The organism is Saccharothrix sp. AJ9571 (genome assembly GCF_021725495.1).
Taxonomy (GTDB): Bacteria; Actinomycetota; Actinomycetes; order Mycobacteriales; family Pseudonocardiaceae; genus Amycolatopsis; species Amycolatopsis magusensis.
Genome location: NZ_CP091382.1, coordinates 6,928,600 through 6,953,364, shown reverse-complemented (window position 1 = coordinate 6,953,364; position 24,765 = coordinate 6,928,600). Strand labels below are relative to the sequence as shown.

Genomic DNA, 24,765 nt, shown 5'->3' with positions numbered 1-24,765 from the left:
ACCCAGCCCTTCCCCATCCCCGGTTCACAGCCCAAAACACGGCGAAGGCCCCGATGTCAAGGCATTCTTCCCGCCTTGACATCGGGGCCTTCGCCGTCGTCACACTGAAGAACCGGGATGGACCACGCAATCACACCTGAACAGCCACCCAATCCCCACCCAGAATCGGCACGTTCTCGTCGTACCGCCCCGCCGCCGCCTTCCCGGTCAGGTACAGCCAGGCGGGCACCTCCGCCCACTCGCCGTTCGCGGCCAGGTAGGCGACCGGCCGGGTCACCCGGGTGTACAGGCAGTCGCCGGGGCGGTCCGGGTGGTACCGCTCCAGCCGGTCCAAGTCGGCCATCGCCGCCTCGTAGTGGGCCTCGGTGAGCACCATCAGCTCACCGATCACCTGCTGCCCCGGACGTTCCAGCGCGAACGGGATCCGATCCCCGAACAGGCCCAGCCCGCTGACCCTGGCCGGGAACCGCTCGGCCACCCGCTCGGCGATCAGCCCGTGGTTGCGCTGCCCGCTGCGCAGGGTCCCGTAGACAAAAACCGGAAGCCGTTCCACCGCGACAACCACCCTCCACTCAGTACCAGCGCAGCACGGCCGCGCCCGCGGTCATGCCGGAACCGATCGCCGCCATCATCACCAGGTCACCCCGCTTGGCCTCCAGCTGGCTCAGCACCAGCGGGATCGACGCCGAACCGGTGTTCCCGCTGTAGACCCCGGGGACCGGGCACTTCGCCGGGTCCAGCCCCATCGTCTCGATGCAGTCGGCCAGCATCTGCGGGTTGGCCTGGTGGAAGACGAAGTGGTCGATCTGGTCCAGCGAGACCCCGGCCTGCTCGGCCACCTCGTGCACCAGCTTCGGCACGACGTCCTCGAAGTACTCGCGCACCGGGCGCCCGTTCATCACCATGTACCGCTCACGCGAGTCCACCGTCTCCGCGTCGAGCGGGCGGCGGCTGCCACCGGCGGGCTGACCGACGAAATCGGCGTTGCACCCGTCGGTGATCAGTGAGTGCGCGAGCAGGCCGTAACCGTCGGGGACCCGGCCGACGCGGGTGGCGGCCGCGCCGTCGCCGAACACGGTGACGGTCTTGCGGTCGGGCTTGTAGAGCACCTTCGAGATGGTGTCCGACCCGATGACCAGCACCTCGTCCAGGTTCGGGTCGGCAGTGAGCAGCGAATGCGCCATCACGAACGAGAACACGTACCCGGAGCACGCGGCGCTCAGGTCGAACGCGAACGCCCGGCCCAGCCCCATCCGGCCCTGCACGATCGCCGCGGTGGACGGGAAGTTGTGGTCCGGTGTGCTGGTGCCCAGGATGACCGCGCCCACGCTGGCGCGCTTCTCCTGGCAGCCCTCGTACAGCTTCTCCACCGCGATGCACGCCATGTCCGAAGTGGACACGTCGTCGGCGGCGTAGTGCCGCTCGACCACGCCGGTGCGTTCGAGGATCCAGTCCGGCTCCTGCCCGACCCAGGCACCCACCTGGTCGTTGCCGACCACCCGGGGCGGCAGATAACCGGCGGCGCCGAGAATTCCTGTGGACATGGCAAAGCTCCTTCTGACCGATATCGGGGGCGAGCGAAACTCCGAGGAAAATGGCCGATTCATCCCGAAATTACCAGTCCCACGGCACGCCGTTCAAGGAATGCGCACCCGATGACACGAATCCGGTGTGTCAAATGGTGACCCCGCCACCGCAGGTCAGCACCTCCCCGGTGACGTAATCGGAATCGGGCCCGCAGAACAGGTAGATCGAGCCGGCCGCCTCGGCCACCGTGCCGAACCGGCCCAGCGGCACGGTCGACCGGATCCGCTCGAGCACCTCCTCGTTGATCCCGATGGGGATCTCCCGCTCCCCCACGGTGATCGTGCCGTTCTCACCGACCGCGCGGATCAGCCGGGTGTCGATCAGCCCGAACGCCACCGAGTTCACGTTGACCCGGTAGCGGCCCCATTCCTTGGCCAGGGTTTTGGTCAGCCCGAAGATGCCCGCTTTCGCCGAGGCGTACCCGGCCTGCCCGACATTGCCGAAAACCCCGGCGATCGAGGAAACGTTCACCACTTTCCGGTGCACCCGGCGGCCTTTTTCCTCGTCCTCGCGGACCTGCTCCCGCAGCACCGGCTGGGCGGCGCGCAGAATGCGGAACGGCGCTTTCAGATGCGTGTCGAGCACGGTGTCCCACTGCTCGTCGGTGGTTTTCTGGATCACGTTGTCCCACGGGAAACCGGCGTTGTTCACCACGATGTCCAGTGAGCCGAACTCGCGGACCGCGGTCTGCACGAAGTGCTCGGGGAACCCGTCCGCGGTGACATCACCGACGCACGCCACCGCGGCACCGCCCGCCTCGGTGATCGCCGCCACGGTGTCGTCCACCGCGCGCTTGTCCATGCCGTTGACCACGACCGCGGCGCCTTCGGCCGCCAGCCGTTCGGCGACGCCGCGCCCGATGCCCCGGCTGGACCCCGAAACGATCGCGGTCCTGTCGGCCAGTGGTGTGCTCACTGCTGTCCTCCGGTGTTCGTCGGTCGCCCGGCCGCCACGGCCGGTTCGGTCCGGGGCAGGAACCACGCCACCACCCCGCAGAGCAGGACCAGCCCGGCCCCGGTGAGCTGAGCCGCCGAGATCGCCCCGGCGAAGGCCGAGCGCGCGTGCTCGGCCTGGCCGCCGGACTCCGCGCGGCCGAGCGCCTCGGCCAGCGACCCCGCTTCGAGATCGCCGGGCAGGCGCCAGGTGAACAGCGCGGCACTCACCGCGCCGAGCACCGCCACCCCGAGGGAAGCGCCGGTTTCGTGCAACATGCCCTGCACGCCCGAGGCCGCCCCGGTCTGTTCAGGCGGCACCGAGCCGAGCAGCGCGTTCGCCACCAGCGGCCCGGCGATGCCGAGCCCGCAGCCCGCGGCGAGCAGCCCGGGTGCCAGTACCGGATAACCCGCCGACGAGGGCACCAGCGCGATGGTGGCCAGTCCGGCGGCGGCGAGCGCCATCCCGGTGGTGATCCCGCGCGCGGCCCCGAGCCGGGCACCGACGCGGGCGCTGACCAGGCTGCCGCAGATCAGCAGCCCGGCGGCCATCGGCAGCGTGCGAATCCCCGCGTCCAGCGGCGAGTAGCCGAAGTTGAGCTGCAGGTGCTGGGTGAGCAGGAAGATCGACCCGGCCAGGCCGAAGGCCGCGAGCAGGCTGGTGACCACCGACAGCCGGAACGCGGGCACCCGGAACAACGCCATGTCCAGCATCGGATCGCGCGTGCGCATCTCGTGGCGGACGAAGGCCAGCAGCAGGAACACCCCGAGCACCAGCGCCACCAGCACCTCGGGGGACGTCCAGCCCCGGCCCGGCGCGGCGATGATCGCCCAGCCGATGCCGATCATGGCCGCGGCCGAGAGCAGCGCGCCTGCCACGTCCGGCCGCCGCCCGCCCGGCCCGCGGAACTCCGGCACCCAGGACCGGGCGAAGACCAGGCACAGCACGGCGATCGGGATGTTCAGCGCGAACACCGCCTGCCACGGGAACCGGTCCAGCAGCACCCCGCCGACCAGCGGTCCGAGCGCCTGCCCGCCCGCGGCCACCGCGGTCCAGATGCCGATCGCGCGCGGCCGGTCCTCCTCGGAGAACACCCGGGTGAGCACGGCGAGCGTGGCCGGGATGACGCAAGCGCCGCCGACCCCCATGCCCGCCCTGGCCACGATCAGCTGCGCCGGCGCGGTAGCGGTCACCGCGAGCACGGAGAACCCGGCGAACAACGCCAGCCCGATCAGCCACACAGCCCGGTAGCCGATGCGGTCGGCGATCCCGCCCGCGGCCACGGCCAGCGAACCGACCGCGACGGTGTAGGCGTTCACCACCCACTGGATGTCCGCGGTGGTCGCGCCGAGTTGCTCGATGATCGACGGGATCGCGACGTTGACCACCGTGTTGTCCAGCACGGTCATGAACAGCGTCAGGCACAGGGCGAACAGCACCCACCAGCGCCGGGGCTCGGGCGCGCTCATGCCCGGCTCCGCCGCCGCGCCAGCCGGGCGCGGCCCGCCGCGGCGCGGGCGCCCAGCTCGTCGGTCGTCCGCTCCGATTCGGCGGGCGCGGTGTCCTCGGTGCCTCGGCCGGCCGCCGCGATGGCGCGCGCCTGCGCGGTGACCGTGGTGTGCCGGAACAGTTCCACCACCCCGAGCCGGACCCCGGTGGCCGCGCTGAGCCTGCTCTGCAGCTTCAGCAGCACCACCGAATGCCCGCCGAGGTCGAAGAAGTTGTCGCGCACGCCCACGCGTTCGATGCCGAGCAGTTCGCCCCACACCTCGCTGACGATCCGCTCCAGCCGGTCACGCGGCTCGACGTACCCGCTGTCCCCGCCGGGACGGGCGCGATCGGGCACCGGCAGCGCGCGGCGGTCGAGCTTGCCGCTCGGGGTGCGCGGCAGGCCCGGCACCTCGGTGAGCACCGCGGGCACCATGTACTCCGGCAGCCGGTCGCCGAGGAAGGCGCGGACCGCGGGCAGGTCGACGGCGCCGTTCCTGGGTACCACGAACCCGGCCAGCCTGCTCCCGCCCTCGTCGGTGTGCACGGTGACCGCCGCTTCGCCCACCTCGGGATGCGCGGTCAGCGCGGCCTGGATCTCGCCCAGTTCCACCCGGAACCCGCGGATCTTGACCTGGTCGTCGATCCGATCCAGGTATTCGAGGAAACCTTCGGGGGTCCAGCGCACCAGGTCACCGCTGCGGTACATCCGGGAGCCGGGTGGGCCGAACGGGTCGGGCACGAACCGGTCCCCGGTCAGCGACGGCCTGCCGAAGTAGCCGCGCGCGACCTGCGGGCCGGCGATGAACAGCTCACCGGGCACCCCGGGCGCGGTCAGCCGCAACCCCGCGTCGAGCACGTACATGCGCATGTTGCCCAGTCCCCGCCCGATCGGCACGCGGTGCGGCCAGCTGCCGGGCGCGGGGTCGAGCAGGTGCGCGGTGGCGGCGTGGGTTTCGGTGGGGCCGTAGAAGTTGTACGCCCGCCGATCGGGGTGCGCGAGGAAGAACTCCCGGATCGCGTCGGTGACCATGAACGCCTCGCCGCCCTGGAGCACGTCGGTCAGCGAGTCCAGCTCGCTGCCCTGCGCGGTCGCGGCCTCGATCATCGCCTCGATCGCCAGCCGGGGCGCGAAAAGCTCGTTCACCCGGTGCCGGTCGATCCAGCGCACCAGTTCGTCGGGGTCCCGGCGGACCTGCTCGCCCGGGATCACCAGCGCCTTGCCCATCAGCAGGGTGACCAGGGTTTCCTGGACCGAGAAGTCGAAGCTGATCGCGGTGAACTGCGCGGTCCGCCAGCCGGGGCCGCCGCGCAGGGTGGCGCGGTGCCAGTCCAGCACGTTGACGATGCCCGAGGTCGGCATCACCACGCCCTTGGGCCGTCCGGTGGACCCCGAGGTGTAGATGACGTAGGCGGGATTGCCCGGCAGCGCCGGGCGCACGCGGTCCGCGTCGGACGGCGCGGTGTCCCTCGCGGACAGTGCGTGGAGCGTGCCCGGCCCGGTGACCACCAGTCGCGGGGATCCCCCGGGCACCAGGTGTTCCAGTCCGGGCGCGGTCAGCACCAGCCGGGGCGTGCTGTCGTCGATCATGTAGCGGACGCGGTCGGCCGGGTACTCCGGATCGATGGGCAGGTAGGCCGCGCCCGCCTTGAGCACACCGAGGATCCCGGCGACCAGTTCGAAGGAGCGCGGCAGGAGCAGCGCGACCACGTCTTCGGTGCCGACGCCCTGCTCGATCAGATGGTGGGCGAACCGGTTCGCCGTCCGCTCCAGCTGGGCGAAGGTCATCGACGCGTCGTCCTGGACCAGCGCGGTGGCTTCGGGCAGCGCGGTGGCCTGTTCCTCGAACAGCTCGGCCACGCTCGCCGTGGTCACCTCGCGGCCCACGTCGTTGAACTCGACGAGCAGCCGGTGCCGCTCGTCCTCGGTCAGCACGTCGGGCGTGCCGATCCGCTGCCCCGGGTCGGCGGCCAGCGCGCGCAGCAGCCGCCGCCAGCGCCGGATCAGCAGGTCGATGTCGGCGGCGTCGAACAGGTCCGTGCTGAACTCGATGTCGCCGTCGAGCCCGCCGGTGCCCGGCCGCTCGGTCAGGCTCAACACCAGGTCGAACCGTGAGGTGCCGGTGGCCACGGTGATCGGCTCACTGTCCACACCGGACAATGACAGGGCCGCACTGCCCGCGTTCTGCAGCACGAACATGATCTGGAACAGCGGGTGGTGCCCGGTCGAGCGCACCGGGTTCAGTTCTTCGACCAGCCGCTCGAACGGCACCCGCTGGTGTTCGTAGGCGGCCAGATCGGTTTCGCGGACGCGGTCCAGCAGTTCGGCGAAAGTGGGGTCGCCCGCGGTGTCGGTGCGCAGCACCAGCGTGTTGACGAAAAAGCCGACCAGTTCGTCGAGCACCTCGTCGGTCCGGCCGGCGATCGGGCTGCCCAGCGGCAGGTCGGTCCCGGCGCCGAGCCGGGTCAGCAGGGCGGCGAGCCCGGCGTGCAGCACCATGAACAGGGTGCAGCGGTGCCGTCGCGCCACCTCGGCCAGGGCGCCATGCAAGTCGGCGTCCAAAGTGAACTCGACGGTGCGGCCGCGCTGGCTCGCCCGTTCCGGCCGTGGTCGTGCCATCGGCAGGGTCAGCTGGTCGGGGGCGCCCGCCAGCCTTTCGCGCCAGTACGCGACCTCAGCGTCGGCCGCGGTGTCGCGGTCGAGCCAGAGCGTGTAGTCGGCGTACTGCACCGGGAGCGGTTCCCAGTCCGGTGCCTGGCCGCCCAGCCGCGCGCGGTAAGCGGTGGCCAGGCCACGGCACAGCGGTGCCAGCGACCAGCCGTCCCCGGCGATGTGGTGCAGCGACAGCAGCAACGCGTGCTCACCGGGCGCGGTGGTGAACAGGTAGGCGCGCAACGGCGGCTCGGCCGCCAGGTCGAAACTCTCGCGCGCGGCCGTTTCCAGTGCCGTGGTGAGGTCGGCGGGATCGACTTCGGCCGTGTGCAGCCGGGGCCGGGCGTCGGCGAGCACGAGCTGTTCCGGTTCTCCATCCGTTTCCGGGAAGATCGTGCGCAGGCTTTCGTGCCGCGCGGCGAGGTCGGCCAGCGCCTGCTCGAGAGCGTCGACGTCCAGTTCGCCACGGAGCCGGAAAGCGAGCGGCATGTGGTAGGCCGCGCTGGGCCCGGACGCGTGGTGCAGGAACCACAACCGGCGCTGCGCCGAGGACAGCGGCACGCGCTCCGGCCGTGGCACGGCGGTCAGTCCGGTGTCGTCGGTGCGGTACTCGGCGATGCGCGGGGCGAGCGCGGCGACGGTCGGCGCCTCGAACAACACCCGGATCGGCACGTCCGCGCCGAGCACCGGCCGGATCCGGCTGACCAGCCTGGTCGCCAGCAGGGAATGCCCGCCCAGCGCGAAAAAATCGTCGTGGATGCCCACTTCGGGCACCCCGAGCACACCGGCGAAGATGCCGCACAGGGTCTCCTGGAGCGGGGTCATCACACCTGACGCGACGGCCGTCTCCGGCGGCTCGGGATCCGGCAGCATCGAGACGTCGAGCTTCCCGTTCGCCGTGACCGGCACGGTTTCCACCGAAGTCCAGGACGCGGGCACCAGTTGTTCCGGCAGCCTCGATCGCGCGAACGCCCGCAGTTCGGCCGAGTCGACCGTGGTCGAGGGCATCACGTAGGCGTCCAAGCGCAGGGAACCCCGGCCGTCGTCGCGGGCGAGCACCACGGCCTGCCGCACCGACGGGTGCGCCCGCAGCACCGCCTCGATCTCCCCGGGCTCGACGCGCAGGCCGCGGATCTTCACCTGCCGGTCACCGCGGCCGGTGTAGGCGAGGCTTCCGTCGGCGCGCCAGCGGCAGCGGTCGCCGGTGCGGTACATCCGCGCTCCGGCAGGCCCGAAAGGATCCGGTGCGAACCGTTCGGCGGTCAGGTCCGGTCGCCCGGCGTAACCGCGGGCGACCTGCACGCCGCCGATCCACAGTTCGCCGTCGACCCCTGGCGGGAGCAGGCGGCCCCAGGCGTCGGTGACGTAGAGCAGGGTGTTGGGCGCGGCGAAGCCGATCGGGACGTCGGGGTCGCGCTCGCGACCGCACGGCCACCAGGTCACGTCCACGGAGGCTTCGGTCGGTCCGTACAGGTTGTGCAGCCGCGCCCCCGGCAGCACCTCGGCCATCCGATCCCGCAATGAACCCGGCAGGACCTCACCACTGCACACGATGTCGCGCACGCTCGTGCAGCCCGCCGCCGACGGCTCCTCGGCGAACACGCCCAGCATCGACGGCACGAAGTGCAGCACGGACACGCCTTCGTCCTGGATGAGCCCGGCCAGGTAGCGGGGATCGCGGTGCCCGCCGGGTTCGGCCAGCACCAGCCGGGCGCCGGTGATCAGCGGCCAGAACAGCTCCCACACCGACACGTCGAAGCCGATCGGCGTCTTCTGCAGCACGACGTCGTCCACGGTCAGCTCGAACGCGCGCTGCATCCAGTCGAGGCGGTTGACCACCCCGGGTTCCTCGACGACCACGCCCTTCGGCCGTCCCGTGGAGCCGGAGGTGAACATGACGTACAGCGCCCGGTCGCGGCGTTCGCCCACGGCGGCCGCGTCCTCGGGCAGGTCGTCGACCGCGAGCCACCCTTCGCCGGGCAGGTCGTCCCGGAGCCCGGTGAGGGTCAGTCCGGTCGTCGCACCGGCGTCGGCGAGCATGGCCGCGATCCGCTCGGCCGGGAGCTCGGGATCCACGGGCAGGTAGGCCAAACCCGCCTTCAGCACGCCCCAGAGCGCGACCATCAGCTCCGCCGACCGCGGCAGCGCCACGGCCACCACCGAGCCCTTCGCGCGGGCGGCCAGCACTTTCGCCACGCGGTCCGCGCGCCGGTCCAGTTCGGCGTAGGAGAGCCGTTCTTCGCCGGAGACCACGGCGATGGCGTCGGGCCGGCGGTGCACGACCTCGGCGAAGCGCTCGGTGAGCGAGGCGTCGCCCGGATCCGTCCGCTCGCCGGTGCCCCAGTCGAGCACCCGGCGGGTTTCGGCGGGGTCGAGCACCGGCACCGCGGACAGCTTGCCGTCCGGGTTCGCCGTCACCGCGTCGAGCAGCCTGCCGAAGTGCGCGGCGAAGGCGCGCACGGTGTCCTCGTCGTAGAGATCGGTGTCGTACTCGAGTTCCCCGGTCAGTTCACCGTCCTGTTCGGACAGGTAGAGGGTCAGGTCGAGCTTGGCGGTGCCGTTCGGCACGAACGAGACCTCGGTCTCGGCACCGGGCAACGCCAGTTCCGCGCCTTCGTCCCGGACCACGAGCATGGTGCGGAAGAACGGGTTCGCGCCGAACGCGCGATCCGGCCGGAGCCGGTCGACCAGTTTCTCGAACGGCACGTCCTGGTGCCGGTACGCGCCGAAGCAGGCTTCGCGGACGCGGCCGAGCAAGGTGCGGAAGTCCGGATCACCGGCCAGGGAAACCCGGATGGGGAGCGTGTTCAGGAAGTACCCCGCGACCCGCTCGAAGTCGGGATCGGTGCGGGCGGCCATCGGCGTACCGGTCACCACGTCTTCGGCCCCGGTCCGTGCGCCCAGCGCCGCCTGGAAAGCGGCCAGCAGCACCATGAACGGGGTGCACCGCTGGGCACGCGCGAGGTCCTTCACCCGCCCGGCCGCCTCACCGGGCAAGGTGAACCGCAGCTGCGCGCCGCGGAACGAGGGGGCCCCGGTGCGCTGCCGATCGGGCCGCAGGCCGGTGTCCGCCGGCGCGTCGGCCAGCGTCGACGTCCAGTGCTCCAGCTGTTCCGTGAACGCGTCGTTTTCCCGTTGCGTGGCCGCGAAATCCGCATACCCGGCGGCCGGTGGCGGCGGAAGTTCCTCGCCGCGATAGGCGCGTGCCCAGTCGTCGAACAGCAGGGACAGCGACCAGGCGTCGCACACGAGATGGTGCAGCACGACGCCGATCAGGTGGTCGCGCTCCCCCAGCCGCCACACGGTGACCCGCACCAGCGGCTCGGCGGCCAGGTCGAAGCGGTAGGCCGCCTCCGCGCGCAGCTCCTCTGCCGCCCGCGACGGGTCGCCCGTCCGGACCGCGGCGACGTCGGCGGCGTCCAGCAGCTCCGGGCGCGGCTCGCCGTGGTCGGCGCGGACGACCGTGCGCAGCACCTCATGCCTGGCCACCACACGCGCCCACGCCCTGGTCAGCGCCGCGACGTCGAGTTCGCCGCGGACCCGGACGGCCACCGGCACGTTCTGCGCGTGCCCGGTGGCGTCGAGCTGATGCGTGAACCACAGGCGTTCCTGACCGAAGGACAGGTTCATCGCAGGGGACTCCTCACTGGGGGATTCCGGGCTCAGGCCACGCCGTCCATCTGGCGGCGCACGCTCAGCGGGCGCATGTCGGTCCAGACGCCTTCGATGTGGGTGAGGCATTCGGTCTTGAGCCCGTGGTACCCCGCGTCGCGCCAGCCGGCGGGCAGGTCGCGCTCGCGCGGCCAGATCGAGTACTGCTCCTCGTCGTTGACCACCACGGTGTAGACGGTCGTGCGGTCGTCGTCCTCGAAAGCCATGTCCTTCTCCTTCGCTTCGGGTGGGCCGCTCAGCGCAGGGCGGCGAGCGGGGTGGCGGGCCGTTCCACGACCGCCTCGATCAGGGTCAGCACCGACTGCGCCAGCCCGGCGAACTCCCGGACCACCTCGCGCGGTGGCCCGAGGTGCTCGGTCACCGCGAAGTGGAACGCCGGGGTCGCGGTATCGATGACCAGCACCGCCGCGGTGCCGGGCGCCGGGTCGAGCCGGGCGCCGGTGGTGCTGACCGCGAGCGCGAGCGGCATCGGCCGGTTCGCCAGGCCGTGCAGCGGGTACCGCGCCGGGAGGTCGCGGAGGTAGCTGCCGCGCGGTCCGGCCAGTGCCCGTCCGACCGCGGCCGTCGCCCCGGCGAAGCCGAGTTCCGGCGGCAGCTCGACGGGTAGGGGCACGTCCCTGGTGACCAGTGCCTCCAGCCCGGCCACCGCCGCCCGCCGGTCGTCGTCGCTGTACCGGACGGTCCCGTACCGGGTGCCGAGGCAGGCCAGCCAGGCGGTCAGCAACTCGGTCGCCGGGTCGCGCAGCCGGTCCACCAGCGCACGCCGGACCAGCGTGGTCCCCCGCGTCACCGGCGAGGGCGTCCACAGCGGACGAACCACCCGGTCCGGAACGCCGGTGCACGTGGTGAGCCGGTCGAGCCAGGCGCCTTCGCGGCGTGCCCATTCCTCGAACCAGCGGGTGAACTCCTCCTTCGGCGCGCCAAGGCGGTCACCCGCACTCAGCACCGCATCCGGCGACACCGCCTCGCCATCCACAGTGGACAGTTTGGTCAGCTCGACCGCCCCGTCCACGGTGCTCACGCGCACCTCCGGCTCGGTGTCCAGCACCGTGCCCGGCTCGGCCTCGACCGGTCCCGGCCGCGGCCGCAGCCCGGTGACCAGGAACGCCTCGTCGCCGACGACCAGCCGTGGCCTGCCGAACCGGTTGTCGAACCGGCCGAACTCGCCCGCCCGGCACCAGCGGTCCAGCTCCGCCGCCGTCTGCTCGCCGGTGACCAGGCCACCGTCCGGGAACAACCGCCGGGCCGGGAAGTACGTGCGCTCGGCGGGATCCTGCGCGATCGGGGTGAGCGCGTCCGACTCCAGGTCGTCCAGCAGTTCCTTCAGCGACAGCAACGCGTACTCGTGGCAGCGCACGTCCAGCGCGAGCGTGGTGTCGCCGGGTTCGACCGGGAACCCGGCTTGCTTGAGGATGCGGCCCGCGTCGACCTCGGCGACCATCTCGTGCCAGGTCACACCGTGTTCGGTTTCGCCGTGCAGCAGCGCCCACGTCGTCTGGTGCACACCCGCGTACTTGGGCAGCAGCGAGCTGTGCAGGTTGATCGCCATCCGCCGGGGCAGCGCCAGGTCCGCGTCCCGGAGCACCACGTCGTTGGTGATGCTGAACAGGTAGTCCGGGCGGCCGGGTAGCTCGTCGAGGCGGGTCGCCACCGGCACGCCGTGCTCGCGAGCCCAGTCGAGCGCGGGTGGGTACCGGGTGACCACGCCGGTCACCCGGTGCCCACGCGCGGTGAGCAGCTCGGCGCTTTCCACCAGCAGCGCGCCCCAGCCGATCAGCCGGCAGTCGTACCCCGTCACGGTTCGACCAGCGATCCGGACAGCACCTTCGCCACCGTGGCTACGTGCGGTTCGCGCAGCATGGTCTCGTGGCCGCCGGGCACCTTGTGCGGTTCGATCGCGCTCGCGTAGGACCGCCAGCCGTAGCAGTCCGCGCCATCCGCGCCGCTCTCCTCAGCCTGGAGGAAGACCACGCGCCCGGGGTAGGGCTCGGGCCGGTAAGACTGCCAGGCGGTCAGGTTGTGGTGCGCGGCCACGAACAACCGCACCAGCCGGTCGGTGTCCGGACCGGGCTTGACCAGCCCGCGTTCACCAGCCCAGTCGGCGTAGGCGCGCATCCGCTCGGCCACCGTGCCGGTGCCCGGCTCGGGAAGGTCGGTCACCGCGAGGTCGCGGGCGTCGAGCAGGGCCAGCACGATCTCGGCCTCGGTGGTGCGCACCGGCTGGTCCGGGTCGGGCGGCTCGACGTCCATGATCACCACTTCGGCCACCCGATGCCCGGCGGCGGTCAGCTGCCGCGCCATCTCGTAGGCGATCGCGCCGCCGAGTGACCACCCGCCGAGGTGGTAGGGGCCCTCTGGCTGCTCGGCACGCAGGTCGGAGACGTACCGGGCGGCCAGTTCCGGCACCGAGAACGGCCCAGCCGGGCCGTTGCCGGACACCGACGGCGACTGCAACCCGTACAGCGACCACTCGGGGGCCAGCTGACCGGCCAGCGCGTGGTAGCAGAGGACCGTGCCGCCGAGCGGGTGCACCAGGAACAACTTCGGTGCGCCCGGCGTGGTGCGCACCGGGACCACACAGGAGGCGTCCCCGCCGGACGGGGTGCCCGCGACCGCCCCGGCGAGCAGCTCCACCGTGGTCGCCTTGAGCACGGTGGCCAGGGAAACCGTGGTGTCGCCGAACTCCGCCTGCAACGCGCTCACCAGGCGGACCGCCAGCAGCGAATGCCCGCCCAGCTCGAAGAAGTTGTCCCGGACGCCCACCCGGTCGATGCCGAGCAGCCCCTGCCAGAGCCCGGCGATCCGGCGTTCGGTCTCGTCGCGCGGGGCCAGGTACTCGGTGGCGAGGTCCGGCCGGGGGTAGACGGTTTCACCGGTTTCCTGAGCCGTGCCACCGGTTTCCGGGCCACCCGCCGCTTCGGCGATCCGCGCGGGCAGGTTCCCGGTGGACACCACCAGCTGCGGGAGCGGATCGGCGGCGAACACCCGGCGCAGCACCTCCCGCGCCTCACCGCCGTCCAGGCCCAGCTTGCCGGTGTTCCGCCAGCTGTCCCAGGCGACCGCGATCCACGGCGTCTCCCCGGCCATCGACTGGCGCGCGGCGAACAGTTCGGCGTAGACGGCCGCGGCCGAGTAGGTGGCGAAACCGGCACCGCCGAGCACCGAGGAGATCGACGAGCAGAGGAACACGAAGTCCAGCTCCCGCCCGGCGAACACCCTGGCCAGCACGGCGGCACCGTCGGCCTTGGCGGCGAGGTGGGCACTGGCCGATTCGGCGGTCGCGTCGGCCACCGGGACCAGCCGGTCACCGGAGACCACCCCGGCGGCGTGGAAAACGCCGTCGAACCGACCGAGCCGCTCCTCCAGCTGGGCCACCGCGTCGCTGAACGCGGCCTCGTCGGCGACGTCGGCGGCGATCGCGGCCACCTCCGAACCGGCGGACTCCAGTTCCTGGATCACCCGGATCTCGTCGGTGGCCGGGGCCGAACGCCGGATCAGGCCGATCCGGGCCCCGGCCAGCACCCGCGCGATCTCCGTGCCCATCCGGCCGAGCCCGCCGACGATCAGGTAGCAGCCGTCGGGCCGCACCATCGAGGAGCCGGCTTCCGGCAGGGGAACCGCGACGTGGCCGGGCACCCAGCGGTGCTCACCGCGGTAGGCGGCGCACGGCTCGTCCCCGGCGAGCAGTTCGGCGGCGAGCCTGCCCAGCAACCGCGAACGCCGCTTCCCGGTCCCCACCGGACCCGCGTCGACGAACCGGCAGCGCAGGCCCGGCACCTCCTGCGCGACCACGCGCAGCAGTCCGGAGATCATGCCGCGTTCGGGCAGCACGCGCGGCTCGTCGGCGATGGCGAGCCCGGAGACCGTGAGCACGGACAGGTTCACACCGGTGACCCCGGCCTTGGCGAGCGCCCTGGCGTGGAACAGCACGGCGAGGAACGAGTCGTAACCACCGGCAGCGGCGTCGTCGTCCATCACCCCGGCGCCGTGCACGATGTGGTCCGGCGTCTCGCCCGCCTCCCGCAACGCCGCGGTGAGGCTTTCCCAGTCCGCGGGCGATTCCGGGTCGACCAGGTAGCCGTCCTCGCCGAGATCGGCGAACGACCGTCCCCAGTGGACCGGGATCACCCGGTCGGCACCGAGTTCGGCGACGTCACCGGCGATCGTGTCCATTCCGGCCACCAGCCAGGTGCCCCCGGTGCCGGTCGCCGCCGGGCGGGCGGCGCGCTTCCACGAGGGCGCGTAGAACCAGTCGGCCGGATCGGTGACCCGCTCCCCCGCCGGTACCGCGATGGCCGACGGTTTGACCTCCGCGGGCGGTTCCAGCCAGTAGCGGCGCCGTTCGAACGGATAGGTCGGCAACCGCAGGCGCGCCCGCCGCTGCCCCTCGAACAGCGACCGCCAGCTCACCACGGTCCCGGAAAGCCACAGCCTGCCCAGCGCCGCGGCGAAGTCGTACTCGGCGTCGGCCGAGTCCTCCGGCAGCACCTCGACCAGCTCACCCGACGGCGGTTCCCAGCCCGGCACCGAGGCGGTCGCCCCGGCCACCACCAGCACCTGCGCGGGGTCGTCCAGCAGCGGTTCCAGCACCTCGCCGAAGTCGCCACCGGCCCAGATGCCGTCCGTCCAGAACTCAGGATCGGCCAGTTCGTCCTCGGTGACGAAACCGTCGCACGCCACGGAACTCCACGGCGTCTCCGGCGCGGCACCGATCTCCGGCGCGCCCTGGCCCAGCAGCACGGACACCGCCCGCGGCAGGTCCAGCACGCCGGTCAGGCACGCGGCCACCAGCTCACCGGCGCCGGACGCGGCGATCTCGTCCGGCCGCAGGCCCAGTTCGGTCAGGCCGCGGGCCAGGGCGTAGAGCGTGACGAACCGCGCGGACCGCTCGAACCGCGGCTCCACCGGTTCGCCGGCGGGTGCCAGGAACACCGACTCGCGCAGGTCGGCACCGAGGCCCGGGGTGAGCAGCTCGCAGCATTCGTCGACCGCCGACCGGATCACCGGCAGCCGCCAGTACAGCTTCGCCAGCCTGCCCGGCGCGACCGGGAAAGCACCCGGCAGCACGAGCGTCCAGGAACTCTGCGCGTCACCGCTTTCGCGCACCCGCAGGAACTCCTCACCACCATCACGCGCCAGCTCGGCGGCCTCGGCGGTGGTCTTGGCCAGCACCACCCGGCGCTGGTCCAGCGCGGTCCGGCCGAGTTGCAGCGTGTACGCCACGTCGGCGAGGTCGGTGTCCGGCGTGCCGGCGAGGTGGTCGGCCAGTTCCTTGGTCGCGGTGTCCAGCGCGCCGCGGCTGCGCGCCGAGAGCGGCAGGATCTGCCAGCCCCGGCCCGGCGTCGACGGCTGTCGCGCCGGTGGCTGCTCCAGCACGACGTGGGCGTTGGTGCCGCCGATGCCGAGCGCGGTGACGCCCGCGCGGCGTGGGCCGTCACCGGGGAAGGCGGCCGGTTCGCTGCTGACGAAGAACGGGCTGCCGTCGAGATCGGTGTTCGGGTTCGGGCGTTCGAAGTGCAGCGACGGCGGCACGACGCCGTGCTCCACCGCGAGCGCCGCCTTCATCAGCCCGGCGACCCCGGCCGCGGTCCCGAGGTGGCCGAAGTTGGACTTGGCCGAGCCGAGCGCGCACGACGCCGGCGGCAGCGGGCCGTGCTCGGTGAACGCCTGGGTCAACGCGGTCACCTCGATCGGGTCGCCGAGCACCGTGCCGGTGCCGTGTGCCTCGATCAGCCCGATGCTGCCCGGTTCGGTGCCCGCCGCGGCCAGCGCCTTGCGGATCACCTCCGCCTGCCCGGCCACGCCCGGCGCGGTGTAGCCGACCTTCGCCGAACCGTCGTTGTTGATCGCCGAACCGCGGATCACCGCGTGCACCGGATCGCCGTCGGCGAGCGCGTCGGCCAGCCGCTTGAGCACCACCACCCCGACGCCGCTGCCCGGCAGCGTGCCCTGCGAAGCCGCGTCGAACGGGCGGCAGTGCCCGTCCGGGCTGAAGATCCCGCCTTCGACCCACTTGTAGCCGACGTTCGGGATGAGGATCGACGCACCACCGGCCAGCGCCATGTCGCATTCACCGGCGAGCAGCGCACGGGCCGCGACGTGGGTGGCCACCAGCGAGGTGGAGCACGCGGTCTGCACGGTCATCGCCGGGCCGCGCAGGTTCAGCTTGTAGGACACCCGGGTGGCCAGGTGGTCCTTGTCCCAGGAGATCAGCAGGTGCGCGCCGTTGGAGTTCGGCACCGTCTCCTGGTTGACGAAGGTGTTGTGCCACATGTAATCGCTGTGCCCGACCCCGGCGTAGACGCCGATGCCGCCCTCGAACTGCTCCGGGTCGTGCCCGGCGCGTTGCAGCGCCTCGGCCGAGCACTCCAGGAACAGCCGCTGCTGCGGGTCGATCAACTCCGCTTCGCTGGGGCTGTAGCCGAAGTAGCCCGCGTCGAAGTACTCGATTCCCTGGAGCGCGCCGCCGCGCGGCACGAAGTCCTCGGCGAAGGCGTCGTCGCCGAACCCCGCCGCGCGGATCTCGTCCGGGGTGGCGGTGGTGATCGTTTCGAGGCCGTCGAGCAGCACCCGCCAGTACTCCTCCGGGCTGCTCGCGCCCGGGTACCGGCAGGCCATGCCGATCACCGCGATGTCGGTGCCGCTCGGGTTCTCGCTGCTGCGCACCGGTTCTTCCTCCTTCGGGGCGGTTTTCGGCGTGGCCGGTTCGGTGAGTTCGCGGAGGTAGGCCGCGAGTGTGCTGACGGTGGTGTGGCGGAACAGCTCGGCGAAGGGCACGGTCACCGGCAACGCCTCGGTCAGCGCGGTGTGCATGCGGATCAGCAGCAGCGAATGCCCGCCGAGGTCGAAGAAGTTGTCGTGCGGGCCGACGTCCTGTCGGGACAGCACGTCCTGCCAGATGCCGAGAACCAGCCGTTCCATCCGGTTGCGCGGGGCCACCCGCTTGGCGTCGGAGCGGGCGGCGGGCCGTGGTTCCGGCAGCCGCGAGCGATCGGGTTTCCCGCTGACCGTGCGCGGCAGCTCGTCCAGCCGGACCAGCACGCCGGGCACCAGGTAGGCGGGCAGGCGTTCGCGCAGGAACGCCTTCACCGCGTCGGTGTCCACGGCTCCGGTGAGGTACCCGGCCAGCAGCCGCTCCCCCGCCTCGGTGGTGACCACCTTCGCGGCCGATTCGGTGACGCCGGGGAACTCGGCCAGCGCCGCTTCCACCTCGCCCAGCTCGATCCGGAACCCGCGGATCTTCACCTGGTGGTCGGCCCGGCCCCGGTACTCCAGTCCACCGTCGGACCGCCAGCGCACCACGTCGCCGGTGCGGTACATCCGCCCGCCCGTCACCCGGCCACCGCCCCCCACGGAGCCGCTGCGCGCCGCGGTTTCATCGGGCTCACCGAAGGGATCGGGCACGAACCGCGAAGCCGTCAGCGCCGGATTGCCGAGGTAGCCGAGCCCGACCCCCGGACCGGCGATGTACAGCTCACCGAAGACCCCGGTCGGCGCGAGGGCGCCCGTTTCGTCGAGCACGGAGACCCTGGCGTGGCCGAGTGGCTGACCCAGGTGCACGTCCGGCTGCTCGCCGGCGGTCAGTTCCAGGCTGGTGGCGACAACCGTGGTTTCGGTGGGGCCGTACACGTTCACCACCCGGTGGGCACCGGCGTCGAACATGGCGCGCGCGGTGGTCGCGGGCAGTTCCTCGCCCCCGGCGATGTAGGTGCGCAGGCCGTCGGGGAGGCTCCCGGCCCGCAGCAGCTCACCGACCACCGAGGGGACCGCGAAGAAGTACCGCGCCATCGCGGCCGCCTCTTCCGGCAGCGTGCCGACGTGCAGCGCGCTGTCCACCAGCACCACCCGGCCGCCGAAGGCCAGCGGTACCCACAGGTCGAGCACGGAAGCGTCGAAGCAGACCGAGGAGGTCGCGACCGCGCCGGCCAGTTCGTCGTCGTCGAGCAGGTCCCGGCCCCAGGACAACAGGTGCCGCACCGCGTCGTGGGAGATGACCGTCCCCTTCGGACGGCCGGTGGAGCCGCTGGTGTAGATGACGTAGGCGGCGCTCTGCCCGGACGGCGGCGTTTCCGGCAGTGGCGCCTCCACGCCATCGCCGCCGACCGCGAGCACCTGTCCGTCGTAGCCGTCGAAGGCGCCGGGATCGTCGGTCACCAGCGCGGGAGCTTCCGCGTCGGTGAGCATGAGCCGCCGCCGCTCAGCCGGGTACTCCGGGTCCAGCGGCACGTAGGCACCTCCGGCCCGCAGCACCGCGAGCAACGCGATCACCAGGTCCGGGGTGCGCGGCAGGCACACGCCGACGCGCACGTCCGGCCCGACCCCGGCCGCCCGCAGGCGCCGGGCCAGGCGCCCGGATTCCCGTTCCAGCTCGCGGTAGGTCAGCACGCGGTCCTCGTGCCACACCGCAGTGGAGTCCGGATCGGACTCGAGCACCAGTTCCGGCAGGGTGGCTTCCGGCACCGGCACCTCGGGCCAGCCGCGCTGCCCCCACTCCAGCAGGCGATCGCGCTCGCCGTCGTCCAGCAGCGGCAGTGCGGACAGCCGGGTGCCGGGATCCGCGGTGATCCCGGCCAGCAACGTGGTGAAGCGGCGGCCGAGGCGTTCGACGGTCTCGGGGTCGAACAACGCGGTGGCGTATTCGAAGGAACACCGCAGCCCGTCCTCGGCCTCGCCCGCGTACAGCGACAGGTCGAACTTCGCCGTGTTGTTGTTCTTCCCCTGGTACTCCAGGGAGAGGTCGCCGACGCCGACCTCGGCGCTCGCCGGTCCCTGGAACACCAGGATGTTCTGGAACAGCGGGTCGTGGCTGGGGTCGCGGTCCGGCGCCAGCTCCTCGACCAGCTTCTCGAACGGCACGTCCTGGTTGGCCACCCCGTCCAGGCAGGTCCGGCGCACCCTGGCGAGCAGATCGGTGAACGCCGGATCGCCGGAGAGGTCGGCGCGCAGCGGCAGCGTGTTGACGAAGAACCCGACCAGGTCCTCCAGTTCCGGGCGGCCCCGGCCGGTGATCGGCGAGCCGATCACCAGATCGTCCTGGCCCGCCGAACGCGACAGCAGCACCGAGAAGGCCGCGAACACCACCATGAACAGCGTGCAGTTGTGCGCTCTGGCCAGCGCGCGCAGCTCGTCGAGCACTTCGGCGGGGACCACGAAGTCGTGCCAGGCACCGCGGTGGTCCCGCTTGGCCTGGCGCGGCCGGTCCAGGGGCAGCGCGGAGAGGCGGGGCGCGTCGCGCAGGTGCTCGCGCCAGTGGTCCAGCTGGCGGGCGAACTCCGGCGTGTCGGCCAGCTCCCGTTGCCAGATCGCGAAATCCGGATACTGCACGGCGAGTTCGGGCAGTTCGGGCGTCTCGTTCCTGGCGAAGGCGGCATAGCACTCGCCCAGCTCGCGGAAGAAGATGTCCTGCGACCACGCATCGCACACGATGTGGTGGATGGTGATCAGCAACTGGTGGTCGGCCTCACCCAACCGGACCAGCAGGGCGCGCAGCAGCGGCGGCTCGGCCAGGTCGAACGGGCGCGAGCCGAGTTCGGCCTCCAGCCGGGCCAGCTCCGCCTCCGGATCGGCGTGCTGGCGCAGATCGGTCACCGGCAGCGGCACGTCCACCCGGCCACGCACCACCTGCACCGGCTCGCCGTCCTCGACGGCGAACCCGGTGCGCAGCGCCTCGTGCCGGTCGACCACGGCGGCCAGCGCCCGCCGCAGCGCGGGCACGTCGAGTTCACCGCGCAACCGCATCCCCATCGGGATCAGGTAGAACGGGTTGCCCGGATCGACCTGCTGGACCAGCCACAGCCGCCGCTGGGCGAAGGACGCCGGGAACCGGTGGATCTGCTCGTTCTCCGCGCTCACTGGGTCATCGCTCCTGTCGGCTCGGCCGCTTCGCGGCGCTGCCGGTAACCACCGCGGTCGACGCGGGTGATCGACGGCGCCGCCGGCGCGGCCTTCAGTTCCGCCACCGCGGCGGCGAGTTCGGCCACCGTCGGGCTGGTCAGCAGGGTGTGCAGCGGCACCTGGACCCGCAGTTCCTTCAGCACGCGCGAGATCACCCTGGTGCCGAGCAGCGAGTGGCCGCCGAGTTCGAAGAAGTTGTCGTGCACGCCGACCCGGTCGATGCCGAGCAGGCCCGCCCACACCCCGGCGAGCAGCTTCTCGGTGTCGGTGGCGGGGGCCACGTAAGGGGTTTGCAGGTCCGGGCGCGCGTGCCCGCCCCCGTGGCGGGGTGCGGGCTCACCGCCGTCACCGTCGCCGGACCACTGGTCGAACCGGGATCCCAGGTCGCCGGTCGAGTTGACCAGCTGGGCAGGCAGGCTCCCGGCGAGCACCCGGTCCAGCACGCCCATCGCGTCGTCCTCGTCGATGAGGTACTCACGCAGGGTGGTTGCGGCGTCGTCGTCGCCTTCGACGGTCCAGCCCTCCCAGGCCAGTGCCGTCCACGGAGTCCCGTCGGCGGCGGACCTACCGGCCGCGAACAACTCGGTGTACAGGTTGGCCGCGGCGTAGGCGGCGAACCCGATCCCGCCGAGCACCGACGCGATCGACGAGCACAGCAGCACGAAGTCGAGTTCCCGCCCGGCGAACACCCCGGCCAGCACCCGCACGCCCCGCGCTTTCGCGGCCAGGTGCGGTTCCGCGCTTTCCGGCGTCGCCTCGGCCAGCGGCACCACGCCGTCCGCGGTCACCACCCCGGCCACGTGGAACACGCCATCGAAGGGGCCGAGTTCCTGTTCCAGCCGCGACACCGCGGCCGTGAAGGCCTCCTCGTCGGCGACGTCGGCCGAGGCGGTGGCCACCGTGGCGCCCGCCGCTTCCAGCCGCCGGATCGTGGTGATCTCCGCGGCGACCGAGTCGTCCGGATCGGTTTTCGCCAGGTAGTCGTCCCACTGGTCGCGGGCGGGCACCACCGAACGCCGGATCACGCCGATCCGGGCCTTGCGGGTGGCCAGCAGGTCCCCGATCACCGCGCCGATCCGGCCGAGCCCGCCGGAAACCAGGTAGCACCCGCCGTCACGCAGGCGCGTGGCACCGGTGGCCTCCAGCCGGGCCGGCACGAAGCCGCGCACCCAGCGGGTGTCACCGCGGTAGGCGACACAATCATCCGCACCCGCCACGATTTCCGCGTGCAGGCGGGTCAGCAGCCGTTCGCGCTGCCGGGCCCAGACCGCCGGGGCGGTGTCGATGAACCGGCAGCGCGCCTGCGGCAGTTCCTGGCCGATCACCCGGCACAGCGCCGCCACCATGCCGCGTTCCGGCCGTACCTCGGTCTCCCCGGACACGGCCAGCCCGGACACCGACAGCACGCCGATCTCCACGTCGTCGACCAGTCCGCATTCGGTCCACGCGCGCATCAGCAGTACCAGGCCGTGGAACGCGGTGAAGTCCCACTGCGGGCCGTCCGCACCGAACACCACGCGGCCGGGCACGGACGCGTTCAGCCCCCGGAGCAGGGTCAGCCAGCCGTCCAGGTCGCCGGGATCAAGCGTGTACCGGTCGCCGCCGTGGTCGATGAACGCCTCGCCCCAGTTCACCCGGATCACCCGGGCGGCCGAGCGCGCGGCGACCTCACCGGCGATCGACTCGGCGTCCCCGGCGACGAGCCAGGTCTCGCCGGCCGCCGCGTCCGCCGCGGCCTCCGGCGGCAGGCCGCGGGAGAAGTTCGGCAGGTGGAACCAGTCCGCCGGATCGGCCTGCCTGCCGGTGGCCCGCGGGACCGGGACGGCCTTGCCCGGCGCCCGCGCGGACAGCCAGTAGCTGTTGCGCTCGAACGGGTAGCCGGGCAGGCTCACCCGCCCCCACTCACCGCTCGGACGCAGTTTCGGCCAGTCCACCTCGACCCCGGCGAGCCAGGCCCTGGACAGCGCTTCGAGCAGGACCGTCCGGTCGTCCGCGCGATCGTGCGCGGCGGGCGAGGTGGCCAGCACGAGGCCGTCGTCGGCGCGGCCGGGGTGCTGCACGAGCAGGCTGCCCAGCGCGCGGCCCGGCCCCAGCTCGACCACCACCGGCGCGGTCAGCTGCCACATCGCCTCGACCTGGTCGGCGAAGCGAACGGTGGCCACGCTGTGCCGGGCCCAGTGCCCGGGATCGGTCGCCTCGGCCGGGGTGACCCACTGCCCGGTGACGTTGGACAGGTACGGGATCTCCGGCGCCTTGAGGCTCACCCCGTCGAAATCGGCGCGCAGGCTTTCCTCCAGCGGGCGCATCATCCACGTGTGGAACGCGTGCTCGGCGGGCACGCGGCGGCCGGCGATGCCGTCGGCAAGCAGGCGTTCGGCGAGCGCGTCGACCTCCTCCGCCGGGCCGCCGACCACGCACAGCGAAGGAGCGTCCACAGCGGACAGTGACAGCCGGTCGCCCAGCAGCGGCTCGACCCGCTCGGCCGCGCTCATCACCGCGAGCATCGCGCCGCCGGGGAGGCCGCCGATGTGCCGCGCGCGGCGGGCCACCAGCCAGGTGGCGTCCGCTAGCGAGAACACCCCGGCGATGGCGGCCGCGACGTACTCGCCGACGCTGTAGCCGAGCAGGGCGTCCGGGCGCACGCCGTAGTGCATCCACAACCGCGCCATCGCGTACTGGACGGCAAAGAGCAGCGGTTGCGCGACGATCGTCTCGTCGAGCGGCCCCGCCTCGCGTTCTTGGAGCAGCCGGGCGAACGGGTCGGCGGGCAGCTCACCGGGTTCGGCCGCGGTGTCGAACAACCGCTCCCTCAGGTCGAATCCGAGGTGCGGGGTGAACAGTTCGGCGCACCGGTCGAGTTCGGCGCGGAACACCGGCTCGTCCCGGTACAGCCCGGCGCCCAGGTTCACGTACTGGTCACCGACGCCGGAGAACAGGAACACCACCGATCGGCTCCCGGCGGGCCCGGCCGAGGTGAACACCTCCGGTGACCGGCTTTCCAGCGCTTTCGCCGCGCCCGTGGTGTCGGCCGCCACCACGGCCCGGCGGTGGGCGTGCACCCGGCGGCCGGTGGCGAGGGTGCCCGCCACGTCGGCCAGATCCAGCTCCGGGTGCGCCCGCAGGTGCTCGGCCAGCCGGTCGGTGGCCCGCTCCAGTGCGGCGGGGGTGCGCGCGGAGAGCAGGATCGGCTGCTCCCCACCCCCTGGCGCCCGCCGCCGCGGTGGCGGTGGCTGCTCGACGACGATGTGCGCGTTGGTGCCGCCGATGCCGAACGAGCTCATGCCCGCCCGGCGCGGTGCCCCGGTCACCGGCCAGTCGCCGAGTTCGCGGTTGACGTAGAACGGCATCGAGGCGAAGTCGATGTTCGGGTTCGGCGCCCGGAAGTGCAGGCTCGGCGGGACCTTGCCGTGCTTGACCATCAACACCGACTTGATGAAGCCGGCCACCCCGGCCGCCGAGTCGAGGTGCCCGATGTTCGACTTCAGCGAGCCGATCGCGCAGGGACGCCCCTGGTCGGCACCGAGCGCGCGGAAGGCGTCGGCGAGCGCGGTCATCTCGATCGGGTCGCCGAGCGGGGTGGCCGCGCCGTGCGTCTCGACGTAGCCGATGGTGTCCACGTCCACACCGGCGGCGCTGATCGCGTCGGTGATCACCTGGGTCTGCCCGCGTGTGCCGGGCGCGGTGTAGCCGACCTTCGCCGAACCGTCGTTGTTCATCGCCGAACCGCGGACGATCGCGTGGATCACGTCGCCGTCCTCCAGCGCGTCCTCCAGGCGCCTCAGCACCACCACGCCGACCCCGCTGCCGGGCACGGTGCCCTTGGCGTCGGCGTCGAAGGAGCGGCAGTGCCCGTCCGGGGAGAGCACGCCGCCCTCCTCGTACACGTACCCGCGGACCTCCGGCAGGATCAGCGAAGCCCCGCCTGCCAGCGCGATGTCGCACTCACCGGTGAGCAGGCCCTGGCAGGCCAGGTGGATGGCCACCATCGAGGTGGAGCAGGCGCTCTGCACGGTCACAGCGGGCCCGCGCAGGTCGAGCTTGTAGGCCGCCCGCGTGGCCAGGTAGTCCTTGTCCACCGACAGGATCATCTGCATCTGGCTGACGTCGGCCAGTTCGCTCTCGCTGGGGTAGATGTTGTTCCACATGTACGAGCTGAGCCCGACCCCGGCGTAGATCCCGGCCACGCCGTCGAAGCGCGCCGGGTCGTAACCGGCGTCGTCGAGCGCGTTCGCCGCGCATTCGAGGAACAGCCGCTGCTGCGGGTCGATCAGCTCGGCCTCGCGCGGGCTGTACCCGAAATAGGCGGCGTCGAACCGGTCGATGTCGCTGAGCACCCCGCCGCGCGGCACGAAGCCCGGGTGCTCCAGCAGGGCGGGATCGACCCCGGCGGCCCGCAGCTCGGCCGGGTCGAAGGTGGAGATCGACTCCACGCCCGCGGTCAGGTTGGCCCAGAACCGCTCGGGGTCGTCCGCGCCCGGGAACCGGCAGCTCATGCCGACGACCGCGATCGCGTCTACCGGATCACTCACAAACCTCAC

General features: G+C 72.4%; 9 protein-coding genes. All 9 read right to left on the bottom strand.

What is annotated here, in order from left to right:
* Window positions 1-130: 130 nt before the first annotated feature.
* Entirely contained in the window at window positions 131-553 is a 423-nt protein-coding gene (locus tag L3Q67_RS31825; protein ID WP_499185126.1) for a gamma-glutamylcyclotransferase family protein, read from the bottom strand.
* A gap of 19 nt (window positions 554-572) precedes the next feature.
* Entirely contained in the window at window positions 573-1,544 is a 972-nt protein-coding gene (locus L3Q67_RS31820; RefSeq protein ID WP_499185125.1) for a 3-oxoacyl-ACP synthase III family protein, read from the bottom strand.
* Between the two features lie 130 nt (window positions 1,545-1,674).
* Entirely contained in the window at window positions 1,675-2,502 is an 828-nt protein-coding gene (locus L3Q67_RS31815; protein ID WP_499185124.1) for an SDR family NAD(P)-dependent oxidoreductase, read from the bottom strand.
* Window positions 2,499-3,989, bottom strand: a complete 1,491-nt coding sequence (locus L3Q67_RS31810; RefSeq protein WP_499185123.1) for an MFS transporter — start codon at window positions 3,987-3,989, stop codon at window positions 2,499-2,501. The genes L3Q67_RS31815 and L3Q67_RS31810 overlap by 4 nt, the downstream gene beginning before the upstream one ends.
* Window positions 3,986-10,291 carry a non-ribosomal peptide synthetase gene (locus tag L3Q67_RS31805; protein ID WP_499185122.1) on the bottom strand — a complete coding sequence of 2,102 codons (6,306 nt, stop codon included), beginning with the start codon at window positions 10,289-10,291 and terminating at the stop codon, window positions 3,986-3,988. Before L3Q67_RS31805 ends, L3Q67_RS31810 begins: the two co-directional genes overlap by 4 nt.
* Before the next feature lie 32 nt (window positions 10,292-10,323).
* Entirely contained in the window at window positions 10,324-10,539 is a 216-nt protein-coding gene (locus L3Q67_RS31800; protein WP_499185121.1) for an MbtH family protein, read from the bottom strand.
* Window positions 10,540-10,568: 29 nt separating this feature from the next.
* Complete coding sequence (locus tag L3Q67_RS31795; protein ID WP_499185120.1) at window positions 10,569-12,131, bottom strand: formyltransferase family protein; 1,563 nt, start codon at window positions 12,129-12,131, stop codon at window positions 10,569-10,571.
* Complete coding sequence (locus tag L3Q67_RS31790; protein ID WP_499185119.1) at window positions 12,128-20,185, bottom strand: hybrid non-ribosomal peptide synthetase/type I polyketide synthase; 8,058 nt, start codon at window positions 20,183-20,185, stop codon at window positions 12,128-12,130. Before L3Q67_RS31790 ends, L3Q67_RS31795 begins: the two co-directional genes overlap by 4 nt.
* Window positions 20,182-24,756, bottom strand: a complete 4,575-nt coding sequence (locus L3Q67_RS31785; RefSeq protein ID WP_499185118.1) for a type I polyketide synthase — start codon at window positions 24,754-24,756, stop codon at window positions 20,182-20,184. The genes L3Q67_RS31790 and L3Q67_RS31785 overlap by 4 nt, the downstream gene beginning before the upstream one ends.
* Between the last annotated feature and the right edge of the window lie 9 nt (window positions 24,757-24,765).